The sequence below is a fragment of the Natronosalvus rutilus genome (assembly GCF_024204665.1).
Classification (GTDB): Archaea; Halobacteriota; Halobacteria; order Halobacteriales; family Natrialbaceae; genus Natronosalvus; species Natronosalvus rutilus.
In genome coordinates this window covers 287,789-304,734 of the sequence record NZ_CP100355.1, presented here as the reverse complement: position 1 = coordinate 304,734, position 16,946 = coordinate 287,789, and the positions used below count along the sequence as shown (strand labels likewise).

The 16,946-nt window shown below is 65.1% G+C and carries 17 protein-coding genes and 1 pseudogene; 7 read left to right on the top strand and 11 right to left on the bottom strand.

Annotation, left to right across the window (positions count from 1 at the left end; translation table 11 throughout):
• Positions 1-44: 44 nt before the first annotated feature.
• Positions 45-983 carry a cobalamin-binding protein gene (locus NGM29_RS01560; RefSeq protein ID WP_254158512.1) on the top strand — a complete coding sequence of 313 codons (939 nt, stop codon included), beginning with the start codon at positions 45-47 and terminating at the stop codon, positions 981-983.
• Between the two features lie 77 nt (positions 984-1,060).
• Positions 1,061-1,507, top strand: coding sequence for a desampylase (locus NGM29_RS01555; RefSeq protein ID WP_254160667.1), 447 nt, complete (start codon positions 1,061-1,063; stop codon positions 1,505-1,507).
• A 16-nt stretch (positions 1,508-1,523) separates the two neighbouring features.
• Here NGM29_RS01555 and purB read toward each other — a convergent pair whose 3' ends face one another.
• Positions 1,524-2,912 (bottom strand): adenylosuccinate lyase, encoded by a 1,389-nt coding sequence (purB, locus tag NGM29_RS01550; RefSeq protein WP_254158511.1) that lies wholly within the window; start codon positions 2,910-2,912, stop codon positions 1,524-1,526.
• Positions 2,913-3,079: 167 nt separating this feature from the next.
• On the opposite strand from purB, the gene purH reads away from it, so the two are divergent.
• From purH to NGM29_RS01535, 3 genes are all read left to right on the top strand, one after another.
• Complete coding sequence (gene purH / locus NGM29_RS01545) at positions 3,080-4,705, top strand: bifunctional phosphoribosylaminoimidazolecarboxamide formyltransferase/IMP cyclohydrolase (protein ID WP_254158510.1); 1,626 nt, start codon at positions 3,080-3,082, stop codon at positions 4,703-4,705.
• A gap of 232 nt (positions 4,706-4,937) precedes the next feature.
• Positions 4,938-5,405 carry a hypothetical protein gene (locus NGM29_RS01540; RefSeq protein WP_254158509.1) on the top strand — a complete coding sequence of 156 codons (468 nt, stop codon included), beginning with the start codon at positions 4,938-4,940 and terminating at the stop codon, positions 5,403-5,405.
• Positions 5,354-6,073 carry a sensor histidine kinase gene (locus NGM29_RS01535; RefSeq protein ID WP_254158508.1) on the top strand — a complete coding sequence of 240 codons (720 nt, stop codon included), beginning with the start codon at positions 5,354-5,356 and terminating at the stop codon, positions 6,071-6,073. Before NGM29_RS01540 ends, NGM29_RS01535 begins: the two co-directional genes overlap by 52 nt.
• A gap of 62 nt (positions 6,074-6,135) precedes the next feature.
• On the opposite strand, the pseudogene NGM29_RS01530 reads toward NGM29_RS01535, so the two are convergent.
• A pseudogene (locus NGM29_RS01530) lies at positions 6,136-6,353 on the bottom strand (glutathione-dependent formaldehyde dehydrogenase); the annotation flags it as partial.
• A 102-nt stretch (positions 6,354-6,455) separates the two neighbouring features.
• Between NGM29_RS01530 and NGM29_RS01525 the strand changes: the two are divergent.
• Complete coding sequence (locus NGM29_RS01525; protein ID WP_256548178.1) at positions 6,456-8,153, top strand: sensor histidine kinase; 1,698 nt, start codon at positions 6,456-6,458, stop codon at positions 8,151-8,153.
• Positions 8,154-8,193: 40 nt separating this feature from the next.
• On the opposite strand, the gene NGM29_RS01520 is transcribed toward NGM29_RS01525, so the two are convergent.
• The 8 genes from NGM29_RS01520 to NGM29_RS01485 all read right to left on the bottom strand — a co-directional run bounded on the left by NGM29_RS01520 (position 8,194) and on the right by NGM29_RS01485 (position 14,856).
• The gene (locus NGM29_RS01520; protein ID WP_254158506.1) at positions 8,194-8,721 is read right to left on the bottom strand and encodes a PadR family transcriptional regulator; all 528 of its coding nucleotides are present in this window, start codon (positions 8,719-8,721) and stop codon (positions 8,194-8,196) included.
• Between the two features lie 57 nt (positions 8,722-8,778).
• Positions 8,779-10,065 carry a M48 family metallopeptidase gene (locus NGM29_RS01515; protein ID WP_254158505.1) on the bottom strand — a complete coding sequence of 429 codons (1,287 nt, stop codon included), beginning with the start codon at positions 10,063-10,065 and terminating at the stop codon, positions 8,779-8,781.
• A 237-nt stretch (positions 10,066-10,302) separates the two neighbouring features.
• Positions 10,303-10,710, bottom strand: a complete 408-nt coding sequence (gene lwrS / locus NGM29_RS01510) for an LWR-salt protein (protein ID WP_254158504.1) — start codon at positions 10,708-10,710, stop codon at positions 10,303-10,305.
• A gap of 9 nt (positions 10,711-10,719) precedes the next feature.
• The gene (locus NGM29_RS01505; RefSeq protein WP_254158503.1) at positions 10,720-11,001 is read right to left on the bottom strand and encodes a 4a-hydroxytetrahydrobiopterin dehydratase; all 282 of its coding nucleotides are present in this window, start codon (positions 10,999-11,001) and stop codon (positions 10,720-10,722) included.
• Positions 11,002-11,050: 49 nt separating this feature from the next.
• Positions 11,051-12,391: a glutamyl-tRNA reductase gene (gene hemA, locus NGM29_RS01500; protein ID WP_254158502.1), complete on the bottom strand. Its 1,341-nt coding sequence runs from the start codon at positions 12,389-12,391 to the stop codon at positions 11,051-11,053.
• Positions 12,388-13,041: a precorrin-2 dehydrogenase/sirohydrochlorin ferrochelatase family protein gene (locus NGM29_RS01495; protein ID WP_254158501.1), complete on the bottom strand. Its 654-nt coding sequence runs from the start codon at positions 13,039-13,041 to the stop codon at positions 12,388-12,390. Before NGM29_RS01495 ends, hemA begins: the two co-directional genes overlap by 4 nt.
• Positions 13,042-13,060: 19 nt before the next feature.
• Positions 13,061-14,215 (bottom strand): siroheme decarboxylase subunit beta, encoded by a 1,155-nt coding sequence (ahbB, locus tag NGM29_RS01490; protein WP_254158500.1) that lies wholly within the window; start codon positions 14,213-14,215, stop codon positions 13,061-13,063.
• Between the two features lie 236 nt (positions 14,216-14,451).
• Positions 14,452-14,856: a DUF5778 family protein gene (locus tag NGM29_RS01485; protein WP_254158499.1), complete on the bottom strand. Its 405-nt coding sequence runs from the start codon at positions 14,854-14,856 to the stop codon at positions 14,452-14,454.
• A gap of 165 nt (positions 14,857-15,021) precedes the next feature.
• Between NGM29_RS01485 and uppS the strand changes: the two genes are divergently transcribed.
• Complete coding sequence (uppS, locus tag NGM29_RS01480; RefSeq protein WP_254158498.1) at positions 15,022-15,987, top strand: polyprenyl diphosphate synthase; 966 nt, start codon at positions 15,022-15,024, stop codon at positions 15,985-15,987.
• A 120-nt stretch (positions 15,988-16,107) separates the two neighbouring features.
• Here uppS and NGM29_RS01475 read toward each other — a convergent pair whose 3' ends face one another.
• The gene (locus tag NGM29_RS01475) at positions 16,108-16,752 is read right to left on the bottom strand and encodes a DUF7344 domain-containing protein (protein ID WP_254158497.1); all 645 of its coding nucleotides are present in this window, start codon (positions 16,750-16,752) and stop codon (positions 16,108-16,110) included.
• Positions 16,753-16,946 lie beyond the last annotated feature (194 nt).

The following is a 16,946-nucleotide window of genomic DNA, read 5'->3' as shown; positions in this document are numbered from 1 at the left end:
CAGAGGCAGGTGGGCTTTTGGCCCGCCGCACACAACCGTTCGTTATGCGCATCGTCACCACCCTTCCGTCGGCGACCGAGATCGTCTGTGCCCTGGGTCTCGAGCCCGTCGGCGTCTCCCACGAGTGCAACTTTCCGCCCGCCGTTCGCGACCTTCCATCGGTGACGACCTCGCGGATCGACGCCGACGCCTCGAGCGGCGCGATCGACGAACAGGTGCTCGAGGCCGCCGCGGGCGACGGCGTCTACGACGTGGCTGTCGACACGCTCGACTCGCTCGATCCCGACCTCGTCGTCACCCAGGGGATGTGCGACGTGTGTGCGGTCGACGAAGTCGTCGTCGAACGCGCCCTTGAGGAGATCGCGGCCGACCCCGAGGTGGTGACGACGGATCCACACTCGGTCGCGGACGTGCTCGCGGATGTCGAACGCGTGGGCGAGGCGGCGGGCGTCCCGAAACGCGCTCGAGACGCGGTCGCCGCTCTCGAGGAGCGCATCGACGCCGTCCGGACTCGAACGGCCGACCTCACGCCAGACGAACGTCCGCGCGTCGCCATCTTCGACTGGACCGACCCCGTCATGGTCGCCGGCCACTGGACGGCCGAACTCGTCGAGTGGGCCGGCGGTCGGTACGGGCTCGCCGATGAGGGCGAGCGCTCGCGCCCGCGAGAGTGGGACGAGATACGCGCGTACGACCCCAAAATCGCCATCGTCGCCCCCTGCGGCTTCGACCTCGAGCAGACGGCGGCCAACCTCGCGGACCTCACGGACAGAGAGGGGTGGGACGAGCTGACCGCCGTCCGCGAGGGGCGCGTCTGGGCGCTCGACGGGAACCAGTACCTCAACCGGCCCGGCCCGCGGCTGGTGGATACGCTCGAGGCCCTCGGACCCATCGTCAAGCCCGACCGATTTCCGGATCCGCCGGACGAATCCGTCGCCGTCCCGCTCGAGGTTCTGGATCGAGAGCTCGAGGTCGACGCGTGAGCGCCGGAGGTGACGGAAACGGCGATAGAGACGGCGACGGCGAAACCGGTCGCGGAGGGTCGGGCGATGATTCGCTCATGGCGCCAACGCTCGTCCTCCCCGACCCGATCGAACGGGCGATCCTCGAGGCCGCTCGAGCTAGCGCTCCCCGGGAGTGCTGCGGCATTCTCGGCGGCGAGTTCGCCCCCGGCGCGAGTCGCGTTCGGTCGCACTACCCGGCCCGGAACGTCGCCGACGAGCCGCGAACCCGCTATCGAATCGACCCCGAAGAACAGCTCTCAATCTTCGAACGACTCGAGTCCCGCGACGAGGAGATCGTTGGCTTCTACCACTCTCACCCGCGCGGACCGCCGGGACCCAGCGCGACCGACGCCGAGGCAGCCGCCTGGCCCGATCGGTCGTACGTGATCGTCAGTCTCGAGGGCAGTGGTGGTGACGACAATGCGGTCGTCAGGTCCTGGCGGTGGCGAGACGCGAGTGGCGAGGGTGGGCAGTTCGAGCGCGAGCGACTCGAGCGACCCTGACGCCGGGAAGCCTGCGTTACTCCTCGAGGTCGTCGACCAGTTCGTTCGCGACGCCGACGTACGTCTCCGGGCGCAGGGCCAGGAGCTCTTCGCGAACGTCCTCGCTCACCTCGAGGTCGACGAACAGGTCGTGGAAGTCCTCGAGGGTGACCTCTCGACCGCGGGTGAGCGCCTTCACCTGCTCGTAGGCGTCGTCCCGGCCTTCGCGCCGGAGAATCGTCTGGACGGCCTCGCCGATGATCGCGGGGGTCTCTCGGAGGGCTTCGCGCATGACCGCTTCGTTGGGGACGACCTTCTCGAGGCCGGCCTGCGTCTTGCCGTACCCGATCAGGCAGTGAGCAAACGCCGCCCCCACGTTGCGCTTGACCGTCGAGTCCGAGAGGTCCCGCTGGAGCCGGGAGGTGGTGACGTAGTCGGCGAGGAACGTGAGGTCGGCGTTTGCCTTCGAGAGGTTCCCCTCGCTGTTCTCGAAGTCGATGGGGTTGACCTTGTGCGGCATCGTCGACGAGCCAGTTTCGCCCTCGACGGCCTCCTGACCGAGGTAGCGGTCGGAGACGTACAGCCAGACGTCGAGGTCGAGGTCGAGCAGGACGTTGTTGACGCCGCGGAACGCGTCGAAGACGACGGCGAGGTCGTCGCACGGGTTCACCTGCGTGGAGAGTGGCGTGAACTCGAGGCCCAGTCCGGCGACGAACTCGCGGGCGAAGCCCCGCCAGTCGACGTCGGGGTAGGCGGCGACGTGGGCCGCGTAGGTGCCGGAGGCCCCGCCGAGCTTTCCGGAGAGCGCGTCGGTTGCCGTGCTCACACGGGCCGTCTGCCGACCTAGCCGAGCCGCGTACACCGCGAGTTCCTTCCCGAACGTCGTCGGCGTCGCGGGTTGGCCGTGCGTCCGCGCGAGCATCGGCAAGTCGCGGTGCTCCTGGGCCATCTCGGTCAACGTATCGCGGAGATCGTACAGCGCGGGCAAGAGGACGTCCTCGACGGCCCCTCGGACCAGCAGCCGGTGGGCGAGGTTATTCACGTCCTCGCTGGTCAGTCCGAAATGAATCCACGGCGACGCCTCGCTGTCGTCTGGCAGGTGGTGGCGGACGAAGTACTCGATGGCCTTCACGTCGTGGTTGGTCGCGTCGAATCCGGCGTAGCCGTCGGTCTCGAGCGTCTTTATCAACTTGGCGTCCTCCTCGTCGAAGGTCTCGTAGAGTCCGCGAAGGTGGTCTCGCTCGTCGGACGTGAGTTCGAGTGGCGTCGCCTCGAGGTCGGCCAGTGCGAGCAGGTACTCGACTTCGACGCGGACGCGGGCGCGCATGAGCGCGGCCTCGCTCGCGTACGGCGCCAGGGGTCTCGTCCGGGAGCCATAGCGGCCGTCGAGCGGCGAGACGGCGTAGAGTGCGTGAGTGTCGGTCATGTGCGTGGCTCCACGAGCGGCGTGCAAAAGCGTGTCGGAACGAGTCCCACGGCCGTGCATATCGTATGGGTCACCACGCGCTTTCCGGATGACTTTACGGCACGTTTGTGCATACTTCTCGTCTCGAGACCGCAATCACTTTGCCGTTCGCGGGCGCCCCATCACGTATGACACGACTCGCCGGACTCGCCGGGAACCGCGGGCGGAACCTACTGAACGTCGCTGATCGCGCGCCGGGCGGCACCGAACTCGCTGTCGTTCTGACGAACGACGCCGACGCGCCAGTGCTCGAGGCCGCCGCCGAACGCGGCATACCGACGGAGGTCGTCCCGCTCGAGGACGGGATGAGCCGACGAGACCACGAAGAGGCCGTCAACGCCGCGCTCGAGGACTATGACTACGACCTGGTCTGTCTCGACGGCTATATGCGCATCCTCTCGGATACGTTCCTTGAGGCCCAGCCGACGACGCTCAACGTTCACCCGTCTCTGCTCCCGGCGTTTCCCGGCATGGACGCTTGGGGCGACGCTCTCGATGCCGGCGTCGCTGTCACGGGCTGTACGGTTCACGTCGTCACCGACGCCACGAACGAGGACGGCGAGGTCATCGAGAGCGAGGTCGACATGGGTCCGATCATCACCCAGGAACCGGTGCCAGTCTACGAGGATGACACCCGCGAGATGCTCAAAGACCGCGTGCTCTACGAGAGCGAGTTCCGCGCGTACCCGCGGGTGGTCAAGTGGTTCGCCGAGGGAGCGGTGGACGTGAATTTGGACGATAGAGAGGTCACCGTCGACGTCGACGCTGCCGACGAAGATGGCGGGCTCCCGGCTCGACGACTCTCCTCGAGCGACCGACTCGACACCCTGCGATACGGCGAGAACCCCCACCAGAACGCGGCCGTCTACGCCGACTACACCTGCGAGGAGGCCTCCGTCGTCCACGCCGAGCAGCTGAACGAGGGAGCGAAGGCACTCAGTTACAACAACTACAACGACGCCGACGGCGCCCTGAACCTGATCACGGAGTTCGACGAGCCGGCAGCCGCGGTCATCAAACACACGAACCCGGCCGGTTGCGCCACCGCTGACACCGTCGCCGAGGCCTACGACCGCGCGCTCTCGACAGACCCGATGAGCGCCTTCGGCGGCATCGTCGCCCTCAACCGGGAGTGCGACGCCGACACCGCCGCGGCGATCACCGACTCGTTCAAGGAAGTCGTCGTCGCCCCCGGCTACGCCGACGATGCCCTCGAGATCCTGTGCGAAAAGAAGAACCTGCGCGTACTCGACGTCGACGACCTGGACGGCACTAGCGAACGGTTCACCGAGAAACCCCTCGTCGGCGGCCGCCTCGTCCAGGAGCGCGACGACCAGCGCCTTTCGACTACGGACCTCGAGGTCGTCACCGACCGCGAGCCGACCGACGAGCAACTCGAGACGATGGTCTTCGCCTGGCAGACGCTCAAGCACGTGAAGTCGAACGGCATCCTCTTCGCGAAGGGCACGGAGACGGTCGGCGTAGGAATGGGCCAGGTCTCTCGCGTCGACGCGGTTCGACTCGCGGCGATGAAGGCCGAGGAACACGCCGAGGGCAAGTCCGCCAAGGGTGCAGTGATGGCTTCGGACGCATTCTTCCCGTTCCCGGATGGGCTCGAGGAGGCGGCAAAGGCGGGAATCGAGGCGGTAATCCAGCCCGGCGGTTCGGTCAACGACGAGGACGTGATCGAGGCGGCGAACGAACTCGGCATGAGCATGGTGTTCACGGGGCAGCGGTCGTTTCGACACGACTGAGCCGCGAGTGAGCACAGCGAACGAGCACCGTCCAAGCGAGTCTGCTCTCGAGTCATCTCGATAGTGCAACGATGTATTTGCGTGGTTGGTAACACTACTCAAACGTATGTGCCCGAGAACGGTACGAAACGGACGCATGCGCTCTATCGCGCTATCGACAACAGTTCTGAACACTGGCAGGTTGGCCACATCCCTTAATATCGTCGCCGTCAGTTCAGAGACAGATACGGGTATGCACGAGAAACTCCCCTGGCTGTTACGATGGTTTGGCGTCCTGTTACTCGCCGTTCAGGCCGGGGAGGTGCTGACGCACCGGGTTCTCGGTGCGAACGTCCTCGTCAACGGCGCCTTTGCGATGGGCGCGGCCTCGACCGTTATCGCCGCAACCGGAATCATCTATGGCGGGTACTGGCTGGAACAGGCTCAGGTGTCGTCCCGTCGGTATCCCCGCATCGCCTGGTGGTGGATCGGCGGGCTCGTCACGTTCACCTTGCTCAACGTCGGATTCATGGCCGTCATGCCGACCGGATCGTGGGGCATCGTGGTGGGCTGGACGCGGTGGGCGGTCGCCTTCGGCGCCGGCGTCGGACTGCTGCTCGGCATCCTCGGGGTCGGGCCATCGATCAGGCAATCGCCGCCGAGGGAGCGATGGTCCGATCCGAACAGCTCGAGGAGCAACGGACGATGCTCGACTACCTGAACAGCGTGCTCAGACACGAGGTTCTCAACTCTGCGAACATCATCGACGGATACGCGTCACAGATCCTGAAAGCGGATTCGGAACTGGATCCAGCGCACAGGGAGTACGCCGCGATCATCCACAAGGAGGCCAACGAGATGAGTACGATCATCGACGACGTTCGCGTGCTCCTGGAGACGGCTTCCGGGACACACGAGCAGTATCCGGTGGACCTCGCCCAGGTCCTGACCGACGAAGTGACCAAACTCACGAACCGATACGGCGACGTCGAGGTTCAGACGGACATCCCGGACGAACTCGTCGTCCAGGCCGACGAGTTGTTGCCTCGCGTCTTCGGAAACGTGCTCTCGAACGCGGTCACGCACAACGACGCCGACACTCCGACCGTAAGCGTCATCGCCGAACGGATGGACGACACCGCCCGCGTTCGGATCGAAGACAACGGACCCGGGATTCGGGCGGACGCGATCGACTCACTCTTCGAGCGCAAAAAAGGACGAGGGACCACCCACGGGCTGGGGCTGTACCTGGTCGACGAACTGGTCAGTACCTACGACGGCACCGTCGAAGTTACGGAGACGGGACCCGACGGAAGCCAGTTCACGATCGAGCTCCCGTTCGCGCAATCGTCGGACGACAAGACGGTGCCTGAAGCGATCGCAGCATAAGTGAATTCTGCGAAATCAATTGTGGACGCTTCGAGACGTCCGTTGGCGGCCGAGCGTCCCTCGAGGTCCGATTCGATTGTGACCGAGCCGACGTCGACGTAAGGTGCGTGCAGGTATTCCGCCTGGCCGCCGTCGAACTCGCCGAGCACGTGCGAGAACCCGAAGCGGCCCGTAGGGTAGGGGGAAGGGAGGTGGCCTCTCTCCTCACGTGCCATCTCGGCGTTGGATTCGAGTCGTCACAGAGGTCTTGCTCGGAGAACCAGCACGAGCCACAGGTGATGGGGGAACGGAACGACGCGGTCGGGCACCTCGAGAGAAACCAACGGGATGATTATTTCCTGCCACGTCTTCGCTGAACGCCTCGAGATCAGCCAATACACTCATGTGGTGCGCTTTCCCTGTATGTCGTGTGAGTTGGCAATACACGCCAGTCGTACTCCCAATTCTCTTTGCAACGATAGTTACGTTTATAATCGTTGTTTACACCCTGTTTCGCGTGCGAACCCGGGGAGCGGACTCGTCGGTCGTCCTTTTTTTCGGCCTCTCGCTCGGTGCGTTCCTGTGGACGGGCTTTTCGGCGCTCAAATTGCTTCATACCGACCCGGACGTGAAACTGCTGTTCTACCAGCTCCTCCACGTCGGCGTGGCGCTCGTCTCGCCATTACTGTTCCTGTTCGCCCTCGCCTGCACCGACCGCCACCGGTGGCTTCGATGGGACGTCGTCGCCGGCGTCATAGCTATTCCGACGCTGTTCGTCGTACTGCTCTTCGTCGGGCCCGACGACGCCGTCATCGCTGGCGTAAACGTCATGGAAGGGGACTTGACCCTGGTTCGTGTCGAGGACGGGCCTGTATTCTACGTGTTCAGCCTGTACACCCTCGCGTTGACGGTCGCCGCGATCGTCGTCATCGGCCTGGAGGCCAGGCGCGTCGGTCCGTCGTACTACCAGCAGGCGGGCCTGCTCACCGTCGGCGCCGCGAGTCCGCTCGTGTTCGCGGTCCTGTCGAAATCTGCCGTCCCGCCGTTCGGATCCGACACGATAAACCTGGTCCCGGTATCGGGGGCGATCGCCGCCACCGCGTTCGCGATCGCCATCTTCAGCTACCGCCTCTTTTCACTCCCCCCGCTCGCCTACGCGACGGTCATCAAATACTCGCCCGACGGCACGTTCGTCCTCGACGCCGACGGTCAAATCGTGCACGTGAACGAGCGGGGACGAACGCTGCTCGAGCACCTCGGGGGCGACTTCGGGTCGCCCCTCGCGTCGCTGCTTCCCTCGTTCGACCTCGAAACGCTCACGGGTGAGGACGAGCCGATTCCGATCGACGTCGACGGTGAGGTCCGATACGTCAGACCGCTCGCCGAACCGCTCGAGCGCGGAAATCGACGGGTCGGATGGGTCGTCGTCTTGCGCGACGTGACGGAAAGCCAACACTCCAGGCGCCAACTCGAGACGCAGTACGAGCAGATGGACGCGTTTGCGGCGACCGTGTCCCACGACCTCCGGAACCCGCTGGCGGTCGCCCAGGGCTACCTCGAACTCGCTCGCGAAGACGCAGACAGCGAGGCGCTCGAGAACGTCGCGATTGCACACTCACGAATGGAGAGCATCGTGACCGACATCCTCGCATTGGCCCGGCGAGGCGACCGAGTCGGCGAGCGAGCGGAAATTTCCCTGGGAAGTGTGCTGGACACTGCCTGGAGCGCCGTCGACACGAAACAGGCGACCCTCGCCGTCGAGACCGATCGGACTATCTATGCCGACCCGACGACGGTCCAGCACGTGTTCGAGAACCTCCTGCGGAACGCCATCGAACACGGCGGCCCGGAAGTCGAAATAACCGTCGGTGACTTCGACGGTGGCATCTTCGTCGAAGATACGGGCACCGGAATCCCTGACACCGAGCGCGAGGCGATTTTCGATCCAGGGTACACGACTTCGCCCGACGGAACGGGGTACGGCCTCGAGCTCGTCCGAACGATCGTCGACGCCCACGGGTGGACGCTCGCGCTCGCCGACGGATCGACTGAGGGTGCACGATTCGAAATCACGGGGCTGTCCGCCGAGCGGGAATGCTGATCTTGATCTGCCGAAGGCCCCGAACTCGAGAGCCCGAAGTTCAGGAGTCGGACTCGTCGATTCCCTGTCGTTCGTAGAACTCCTCGGGCGTGTCGTCGATTCGCTCGAACGTCGCATCGAAGTAGTGCTCGTGGTGGCGAACCACCTGTTCGACGACCCACGCGCTGAACGTCTCGTCGAAACGCCACTGGCCCTCGAGTTCGGGAATGTCGAACCGCTCGTCCGTCGAGAAGGCGGCGTAGACGTGGAAGAACCCGAGGATCACGTCCGCGAAATCGCGCGCCTTCTCGGCACTGTCATCCCGTCGGTTCTCGAGTTCGGCCTGCCCATCGTCGGTGAGCTCGAAGTACTTTCGGTCGGGTTCGTCCTCGCGTTCGATGCGCTCGGCCCACCCCTTCTCCTCGAACTTGTAGAGGATCGGGTACACCGACCCGTAGGACGGCTCCCAGTGGCCACCGCTGATCTCACGGATTTCCTTGAGAATTTCGTAGCCGTATCGGGGTTTCTCCTCGAGCAACTCGAGGACGAGGTACGCGATGATGCCTTTCGGCGGCCCACTTTTCCGCATTATGCTCCTGATTTAAATCGGCGGGCATAAATGGTTTCGGTCGGCGGAAGGTGACGTTCAGGCGCCGTCTGCGACCGCCGGGTCCGTCGATTCCGGTGACTCGCCATCGAGGCCCTGGATGTAGCGAATCCGGTCGGGAATCGGCGGGTGGGTGTAGTGGAACGTTGCGTACCACGGGTGTGGGAACGGGTTCGAGAGGTTCTCGCTGGTCAGCCGACAGAGCCCGTCGATCAGCGGTTGGCCGCTTCCCATGACCTCGATCGCGAACGCGTCGGCCTCTCGCTCGTGGGCCAGAGACAGTTTGTTCTCGAGTGGTCGGGTGAGCTTCGCCAGCGGCTGGATCCAGAGCGCGCCGACGGCGAGGCCGACGTAGGCGGTCTCCGGGAGGCCGAACATCGCGTACAGCCACGAGGTCTGGAGGAGCGCCCAGAGCGCGACGAACATTGCGCCCACGCGGAGGGTGCCGACGCCGAACTGCTTCCAGATGTGCGCGCGCTTCCAGTGGGCGAGTTCGTGAGCGAGGACGGCCTCGACCTGCTCGAGGGTCATCTGATCGACCAGCGTATCGAAGAGGACGACCCGTTTGGTCCGTCCGAAGCCGACGAAGTAGGCGTTCGAGTGTGAGGAGCGCTTGCTCGCGTCCATGAGGTAGATGCCGTCGCAGGTGAAGCCCGCGCGTTCGAAGACGCGCTCGACGGCCTCCCGGAGGTCGCCGGTCTCGATCGGCTCAAAGTCGTTGAACAGCGGGGCGATCACGCGCGGGTAGACGACGAGCATCGCGAGCGAGAAGGCGACGTAGAGGGCGACGGCGGCGAGGGGCCAGTAGGTCGGAACCACGTCGACGAACCAGAGGACGCCGGCGGCGAGCGCGGCGGTGATGACGACACCGACGAGCGTCCCGAGGACGAGATCCTTGACGAACAGGGCTGGCGTCTGTTCGTTGAAGTCAAACCGCTCCTCGATCACGAACGTGGCGTAGGCGTCGAAAGGGAGCGATAACAACTGGAGGGCGACGAGGACGCCGGCGAAGAAGCCGACGCCGGTGACGACCGGGCCGTACCCCAGTCCCTCGAGTGCGTCCACGACGGCGCCGAGCGCCCCGGAGTAGAGCGCGGCGAGGACGAGCGCGAGGGTGACCCAGGTCTGAACCTGTGAGAGCCGGGTTGTCGCCTGCTGGTAGGCGGCCACGCGGTCGAGGTCGTCGAAGTCCAGACGCGAGGTGACCCACTCTTGCTCGCGCTCGAGCGCCCGTTCGCCGTAGCGGACGTTCAGGAACGAGAGCGCACTGAAGAACGCGGTCGTCCCGACGACCAGGACGAGAAACGCGAGGTGATAGCCGAGCATACCCGACTCCTGTCACGCGGGTGAGTTAACGCTGTTGGTGAGGTCGGGTTCGAAATTGCTGGCCCCGGGCTCGAACCAGGTGGCACCAGGCTCGAACCTGGTCGCGACGGTCGCACTCGACCTCGAACTCGAGTTCGATTCGGCGGTACAGTTGACCACCGGTTCGACGGCGCGGTGACCGTTTATCTGCCGAAAAATCGATGGCATCGGCCACCAGTCAGTATCGACTCGACGGCGTCAGTCCGTGCCGGATCCGTCGGGGCCGCCCATCGGATCGACCCCAACCTCGAGCGACGACCCAAAGTACTTCGAGAGGACCTCGGTGACGTCGTCGGCCTTGAAGGACTCGAGGTCGTCCCCGACCGCCGATTTCAGGGCCTCGAGGTAGGGTTCGTCCGCGTAGAACGCCCGGAACTCGACGGCCTCGACTGGCAGCCCGAGTTTCTCGGAGATCAACGCTCCAGCGTGGCGCTCGTCGCCGAGTTCGCCGCGCCAGAGGAGGTCGCGAAACAGCCGCCACCCCTGGTTGCCGGGTTCGGCCGCCTCGAGCAGACAGCGTCGCTCGACGACGGGTGAATCGACTGTCAGCCCGGGGTCGACGGGCGTGAGTCTGGCTTCGACCAGGAACGCGTAATGGGCCTCCATCCGTGCCTGTCAGGCGTCGTGTTCGGACTCGATCAACTCCGCCATCTCGAGGTCGTTCTCCGTGATCCCGCCGGCGTCGTGGGTCGTGAGCCGAATCTCGACTTCGTCGTACCGAATCGTTATTTCGGGGTGGTGAAACTGTGATTCGGCGATTTCGCCGACCATCTGGGCGAAGTTCACGCCGCGCAGGTAGTCGTCGAACTCGTAGACGCGAACGATTTCGTCGCCGTCGCGGTCCCACGCTGCCGGGAGTCGGTCCGAGATCTCGTCGTCGGAAAGTACGTCCGCCATAATCACTCGAACGCAAGCCAGTGAAATAACGATTGTGCCGACGGCCGCCTCAATCGTCGTCGAGCGCGCCGATCGAGGCGTCCCGGTCGGTGGACGCTTCACTCGTGACCGCCGCCGTCCTCGCACCGGCCGTGACGACCCCGTCGTCGCCGAAGTCCGGATCGAACAACTGCAGGGCTGTGTTGATCGTCGCCCAGTCGTCCTCGGCGGCGGCCTCCCGCAGGCTCTTCGTCGGCGGGGCGAGCAGCTGGCCGACCAGCGCGTCGGCCATCGCCTCGATGATCTCGCGCTGATCGTCGGTGAGTCCATCGTCCGTCGCCTCGAGTCGCGAGAGTGCCGTCTCAAGTTCGCGTCGTTTCAGTCGTTCGGCGGACTCGTACATCGCCGCGATCACCTCGTCGGCGCGGGCGCGCTTGTATTGTGCACAGAGGTGATCGAACTCCGCGTCGACGATCGCTTCCACGTCGCGAGCGGCGTCCAGGCGCTGCTCGCGGGTTTCGGCGGTGAGTTCCTCGATGTCGTCCAGATCGTAGAGCGTCACGGTCTCGAGGGAACCGGCGGCAGGGCGGACGTCGCGGGGCTGGCCGAGGTCGACGACGACCTGCTCGCGCGCGCCGAGGTGGGTCGGCTCCAGGACCGGGTCGGCGCTGCCGGTCGCCGCGACGACGACTTCCGCGTCGGCCGCGACCGCTTCGAGCGCCTCGAGGGAAACGGCCGTCCCCTCGACTGGAAGGTCGTCGACCAGGTGTTCGGCGTGGGGAACGGTTCTGTTGGCGACGACGACCTCGTCAACGCCCGAATCGGCGAGACTGCGGGCGGCGAGTTGCCCCATCTCGCCGGCGCCGACGACGAGGGCGGTTTTGCCCTCGAGGTCGAGGTCTGTCGCGGCGAGTCGAGTCGCGGCCGAGCCCAGGGAGACGACGCCCTCGTTGATCGCCGTTTCGGTGCGCGCGCGTTCTCCGACCCGTATCGCTTTCGTGACGGCCCGTTCGAGCAACTCGCCGATGCCGCCGCCGGAACGGGCGTCCTCGTAGGCGGTCCGAACTTGCCCGATGATCTGGTCCTCGCCGACGACGACCGACTCGAGGCCGGCGGCGACCCGGAGGAGGTGTCTGAGACTCGACTCGTGGTCGCTCGCGATGACCGCATCCGCGTCGACGCCCTCGAAGAACGCCTCGAGGGTTGCCCGCCCGTCGGCTGAGTCGGCGGTGACGACGTAGCCCTCGACCCGGTTACACGTCGAGAGGACGTACGCCTCTTCGACGTCCGGGGCGGACACCAGGGTGCTCACGGCCAGTCGCTGGCTCTCCGGGCTGGCCGCGGCGATGTCGTCGATGCCGCCGCTCTCGTGGGTCACCCGCATCCCGGAAACGACGCCCGCGCGGATCACCGCGACTCACCACCCAGTCGTTCCTCAGCTAGCACGTCGTCGATCACTTGCCGGTGGTTGGTGGTACCCGTACGTAAAGCTGTCCAAACCGACGACGTATTGACGACGTCTGTGACGACCTGCCGCCGTCGCTCGGGATCGACCTCGCGGGCCTTGAGTTCCGCTCGCAGTTCCGCGAGCAACGTCGCCATCTCGCCGGCGCCTGCCAGCGCGTCTTCGAGTTCCTGCCTGAGGTACTTGCTCAGCGCGGGTGCGGTTCCCCCGGTTCCGATGGCGACGGTCACGGGCGGGTCCTCGACGGTCGCGGGTACGACGACGCTCCCCGGGTCGCGCGATCCGGCCCTGTCGGCCCGGTTGACCAGCACGCCGCGGTCTCGAGCGGCGTCGACGACGGCGTCGTTGACCGTCTCGTCGTCGGTTGCGGCAACGACGAGCGCGGGGTCGTGGCGCTCGAGCCACCCCGGTACGTCCACGGGGTCGGGAGCCGCTCGAATCCGTTCGGCGTCGCCGAAGTCCGCGTCGCCGAAGTCGGGACTGACGACGTACACCTGCGCCTCGCGAGCGAACCGCCGGGCCTTGCGCGCGCCGACGGGGCCGCCGCCGACGACGAGGACGGTTGCGTCCGTGAAGTCGTGAAACAGTGGGATCATCGGTAGCGTCTCGAGGGGGTTATCGCGGCTCCGCCTCAGGTTGTGTCTGCGTGTTCGTGTCTGTCTGTGTGTCTGTGTCCGTCTGCGTGTCCGTGTCCATCTCTGCTCCCGTCTCCACCTCGGTGTTCGCGTCCGCCCGCTCCGCGAGCCTGATCCCGGTCTTCTTCAGGATCTGCGTCGAGAACAGGGTGTCCCAGTCGTCGTCCGTGACGTCCCAGTACTCGGCCATCGTCTCTCGGACCTGTTCGACGCGTCGGTCGCTCTCGGCTTCGCTCCGACCGTGGGTCATCGCGAAGACGTTGTACGGCCAGACACCCTCGTGGCGCGGGCGCTCGTAGCAGTGGGTGACGAACGGCAGGGCGGCCACCTCGGGACCGACCTCGGAAACTACCTCGTCGGGGACGTCCCAGACCGTCATCCCGTTTTCCGTGTATCCGAGCGCGTAGTGGTTCGGGATCACGCCGATCCGTCGAATCTTCCCTTCCCGGTCGAATCGGGCGAGCGTCTCGAGCGTCCACTCGAGGTCCTTCCCGATGGCCTCGGCCACGTCGGCGTAGGGTGTCTCGGTGATCGGGAACCCGTCCTGGACCGCGAGCACGAGGTCGCGTTCGGCGGGGGTGAGCGAGTCGCGGTCGGTCGGCTCGACGGCGGGGCCGAGGTCGGTCAGGTCGAGGCCGCCGTCTCCGAGGGGGCCGTCGACGTAGAATTTCGCCTCGACGCGGAACTCCTGCAGTTTGGGCAGGTTGTACGTCTCCTGGCCAGTCTCGGCTTCGATGTCCTCGAGCACTCGCTCGACCTCGGCCTCGTCTGCTACCGACACGACGAACCAAACGTTCAGGTGCGGATGCTCGCGTTCGTAGTTGTGCGCCACCTCGAGATGGTCGTTGACCGCCTGGACGACCTCGTCGAACCGGTCTTCGGGGGCGGACATTGCGACCAGGGTCGCCGCGCCGCCGATCTCCTGGGCGTTCACGAGGGGGCCGAACCGGGAGAGTACGCCCCGTTCGTCGAGGTCGCGAACGGTCTCGAGGAGTTCGCTCGCGGTAATCTCGACCCCGGCCTTGCGCATGGCGGTCGCCGCCGGCTCAAAGGGCGATTCGACGACCGGAAAGCCACCCTGGAAGGCGTTGACGACCGCCCGTTCGCGCTCGGTGAGGTCGACGTCCGTGTTCATACACGGGTGTCGGGACGGACGGGACATAAGGGCCTCGGGACGGTTGGAAGCCTTTCCCCGCTTCGTACCGGCGAGCCAGTCCTTGGAGGTGAATCGAGTCTACTAAAAGACGTTACTGCCGGGGCTCGCCCACGGTCACGTACGGACTCGAGCGAGTGGCGCGGGTACGCCGACGCCACGGTCACCGACTCTCGAGCGGGTTCGCGAGCGCTGACTGCGGGCACTCACGGCGTGACTCACTCGCCTTCGACGCCGGTCACGTCGTAGCCCAACTCCTCGATATCCTCGAGGATCGCTTCGTGGTCGGCGCTCGCCTCGTAGTAAATCACGATGTCGAACGTCCCCTGGCGCAGTAGCTGCTGGCATTCCCAGACGAACTCCTCGTCCTCGAGGGTCAGCCCCTGGTGCTGGTTCGAGGAGAAGTTCGGGTCGTCGTTGCCCGAGTAGACGAAGCAGTCTTTCGGGTCGTGACCCGCGTGTTCGGCGATGACGTCACCGACGTCGATCGTCGCCTGCATCATCTGGACGTCCTCGTCGGAGCCGTACTCAGTGTGGACGACCGCCCCGTTGAGCTGGATGTCCCCTGGCTCGAGCAACGCCTTCGTCCGCTGGTAGAGGTCCTCGTCGATCGCGTTTGCCATGTCTCGAGGGTTCGTGCGCCGACGGATAGCCGTCACGGTTCTGATTGATACCTTTCCCGCTTCCGACCTCGTGTGACTGCGAGACCGAACCTCGCTTCCCGAATGAGTTGTTTGCGGACGAAACACACACAAGAACCATAACGATAGCTATTCTTGGTACCGACGATGAGGAGTTGGCTTCGTCGGCGAATCAACTGGGGCTACGAGCGGCTGCTTTCTAGTGAAGTCTCCGGCGCGCCGACGCACGTCGCCGTGATCCAGGACGGAAACCGCCGCTACGCCCGGCAACACGGCGACGACGCCCCCGACGGACACCGAGCCGGCGCCGACACGACCGAGCGGGTCCTCGAGTGGTGTCAGGAAATCGGCGTCGAGGAACTCACCCTCTACGCATTCTCGACGGAAAACTTCTCTCGACCCGAGCACGAACGCGAGGCGCTGTTCGACCTGCTCTGTGAGAAACTCCGGGAGTTCGCTGACGCCGATCGCGTCCACGACAACGGCGTCTGCATTCGCGCCATCGGCGACATCGAACGCCTGCCGCCCCGGGTTCGCGAGACCATCGACTACGCGGAATCGCAGACGGCCGACTACGACCGGTTCGTCCTCAACGTCGCGCTGGCCTACGGCGGTCGGACCCACCTGCTCGAGGCCGCCCGGAGCGTCGCTCGAGACGTCGAGGCGGGGTCGCTCTCGCCGGCGGACATCGACGTCGAGACGATCGACGAGCGCCTGTACGGGCAGTCGGTTCGCGACGTGGATCTGATCATCCGAACCGGCGGCGACGAACGAACCTCGAACTTCCTGCCCTGGCACGCCAACGGAAACGAGGCCGCAGTCTACTTCTGTGCGCCGTACTGGCCGGAGTTCTCCAAAGCCGACTTCCTGCGCGGGATCAGGACCTACGAACACCGCGAGGCGTCCTGGCGACGGACGCGCGCCCGACGGGCACTGGCGCTGCTGGGTGCCGTGAGCGAACCCGAACTCGCCGACGCGCGGGCGATCCTCTCGCGGTTTCGCGATTCCTTGCCGACGGCCGAACAGTCGGCAGTCGATGAACTCGAGAACCTGAGTACCGACGCTGACGGACGAGTCGAAACGGTCGACTCGAACGGACGAGTGGCGGATTGATCTGCTCCGCTACCGGGCGAGAATTGTGTAACCGCAAGCTGGCGTACTGTTTGGCGACCTGCGTACAGTTGCAACTCGAGTAGCTGGAGCGCCACCGCGACGAGCGACGATAAAAGATGCTTACGACTGGTCGGTTCGGCCGAAGACGCCGTCGTTGAACTTCTCTGCCGTCATCAGGGTGTATCCCAGGAGCGCGACGGCGAACAGGATGGCAATCGAGAGCGGCGAGAAGGCCGTGACCTCGAGGATGGCACCGAGGAACACCATCGCCGAGACGCCGGTGAAGCCCACGAAGCGGCCCGACGCGAAGTCGGGGCTCGCGCTGGCGTCCGGCCCTTGGTCGTCGCCGTCCCGCTCGGCGTCGATGTATCGGTCCATCTCGTCAGCGAGGGGTTTCCGCTCGACGATGCCACGACTCTGGTTGTAGTCGATGATCCCGGCCTTGTCCAGCTTGGGCAGGTGGGACTGGTAGAGCGGGATGTACACGCGCTGGCGCTCCTGTGAGGACAGTTGCTCGACTGTCGTGTCGTTCTCCCAGGCGGCTACCTGTTCTGCGATGTCAGGCATGCGTACGGAGTCGTCCTTCCCCTGCAAATATTGCAGGACGAAGCGACGACGCTCGTTTTGCAGCAGGTGGAAGATTTCGTCCTTCGAAAGGGTGGGTTCTTCCTCCGTGTCCGCGTCTTCGGACGCGGATCCGCTGATGGGGGACTCGTCGACAGCTGGTGTGTCGTGCGTCGTGGATGCGGTTCGTGATTGACTCATCATCAGGTACGATAGCGGAGAGGGTAATAAAGCGATAAACCCCATCCAGTAAATTTCGAACAGTTGCAGTGGCCTCTACGATTGTTTTGGCTGTTCGGAAACTGTTGCAAGAGCCAAAACCCACAGCAGTGACGGCAATACCTGGAAATCGTAAACGGTTCTTACTGAGGCGTAAACGTTGCTTGCAATTTCCG

What these genes read in the sequence shown, in the direction of transcription:
- NGM29_RS01560 (WP_254158512.1), top strand. Translation starts at nt 45, where the DNA reads ATGCGCATCGTCACCACCCTTCCGTCGGCGACCGAGATCGTCTGTGCC.
- NGM29_RS01555 (WP_254160667.1), top strand. Translation starts at nt 1,061, where the DNA reads ATGGCGCCAACGCTCGTCCTCCCCGACCCGATCGAACGGGCGATCCTC.
- purB (WP_254158511.1), bottom strand. Translation starts at nt 2,912, where the DNA reads ATGACCGACACTCACGCACTCTACGCCGTCTCGCCGCTCGACGGCCGC.
- purH (WP_254158510.1), top strand. Translation starts at nt 3,080, where the DNA reads ATGACACGACTCGCCGGACTCGCCGGGAACCGCGGGCGGAACCTACTG.
- NGM29_RS01540 (WP_254158509.1), top strand. Translation starts at nt 4,938, where the DNA reads ATGCACGAGAAACTCCCCTGGCTGTTACGATGGTTTGGCGTCCTGTTA.
- NGM29_RS01535 (WP_254158508.1), top strand. Translation starts at nt 5,354, where the DNA reads ATGGTCCGATCCGAACAGCTCGAGGAGCAACGGACGATGCTCGACTAC.
- NGM29_RS01525 (WP_256548178.1), top strand. Translation starts at nt 6,456, where the DNA reads ATGTGGTGCGCTTTCCCTGTATGTCGTGTGAGTTGGCAATACACGCCA.
- NGM29_RS01520 (WP_254158506.1), bottom strand. Translation starts at nt 8,721, where the DNA reads ATGCGGAAAAGTGGGCCGCCGAAAGGCATCATCGCGTACCTCGTCCTC.
- NGM29_RS01515 (WP_254158505.1), bottom strand. Translation starts at nt 10,065, where the DNA reads ATGCTCGGCTATCACCTCGCGTTTCTCGTCCTGGTCGTCGGGACGACC.
- lwrS (WP_254158504.1), bottom strand. Translation starts at nt 10,710, where the DNA reads ATGGAGGCCCATTACGCGTTCCTGGTCGAAGCCAGACTCACGCCCGTC.
- NGM29_RS01505 (WP_254158503.1), bottom strand. Translation starts at nt 11,001, where the DNA reads ATGGCGGACGTACTTTCCGACGACGAGATCTCGGACCGACTCCCGGCA.
- NGM29_RS01495 (WP_254158501.1), bottom strand. Translation starts at nt 13,041, where the DNA reads ATGATCCCACTGTTTCACGACTTCACGGACGCAACCGTCCTCGTCGTC.
- ahbB (WP_254158500.1), bottom strand. Translation starts at nt 14,215, where the DNA reads ATGAACACGGACGTCGACCTCACCGAGCGCGAACGGGCGGTCGTCAAC.
- NGM29_RS01485 (WP_254158499.1), bottom strand. Translation starts at nt 14,856, where the DNA reads ATGGCAAACGCGATCGACGAGGACCTCTACCAGCGGACGAAGGCGTTG.
- uppS (WP_254158498.1), top strand. Translation starts at nt 15,022, where the DNA reads ATGAGGAGTTGGCTTCGTCGGCGAATCAACTGGGGCTACGAGCGGCTG.
- NGM29_RS01475 (WP_254158497.1), bottom strand. Translation starts at nt 16,752, where the DNA reads ATGAGTCAATCACGAACCGCATCCACGACGCACGACACACCAGCTGTC.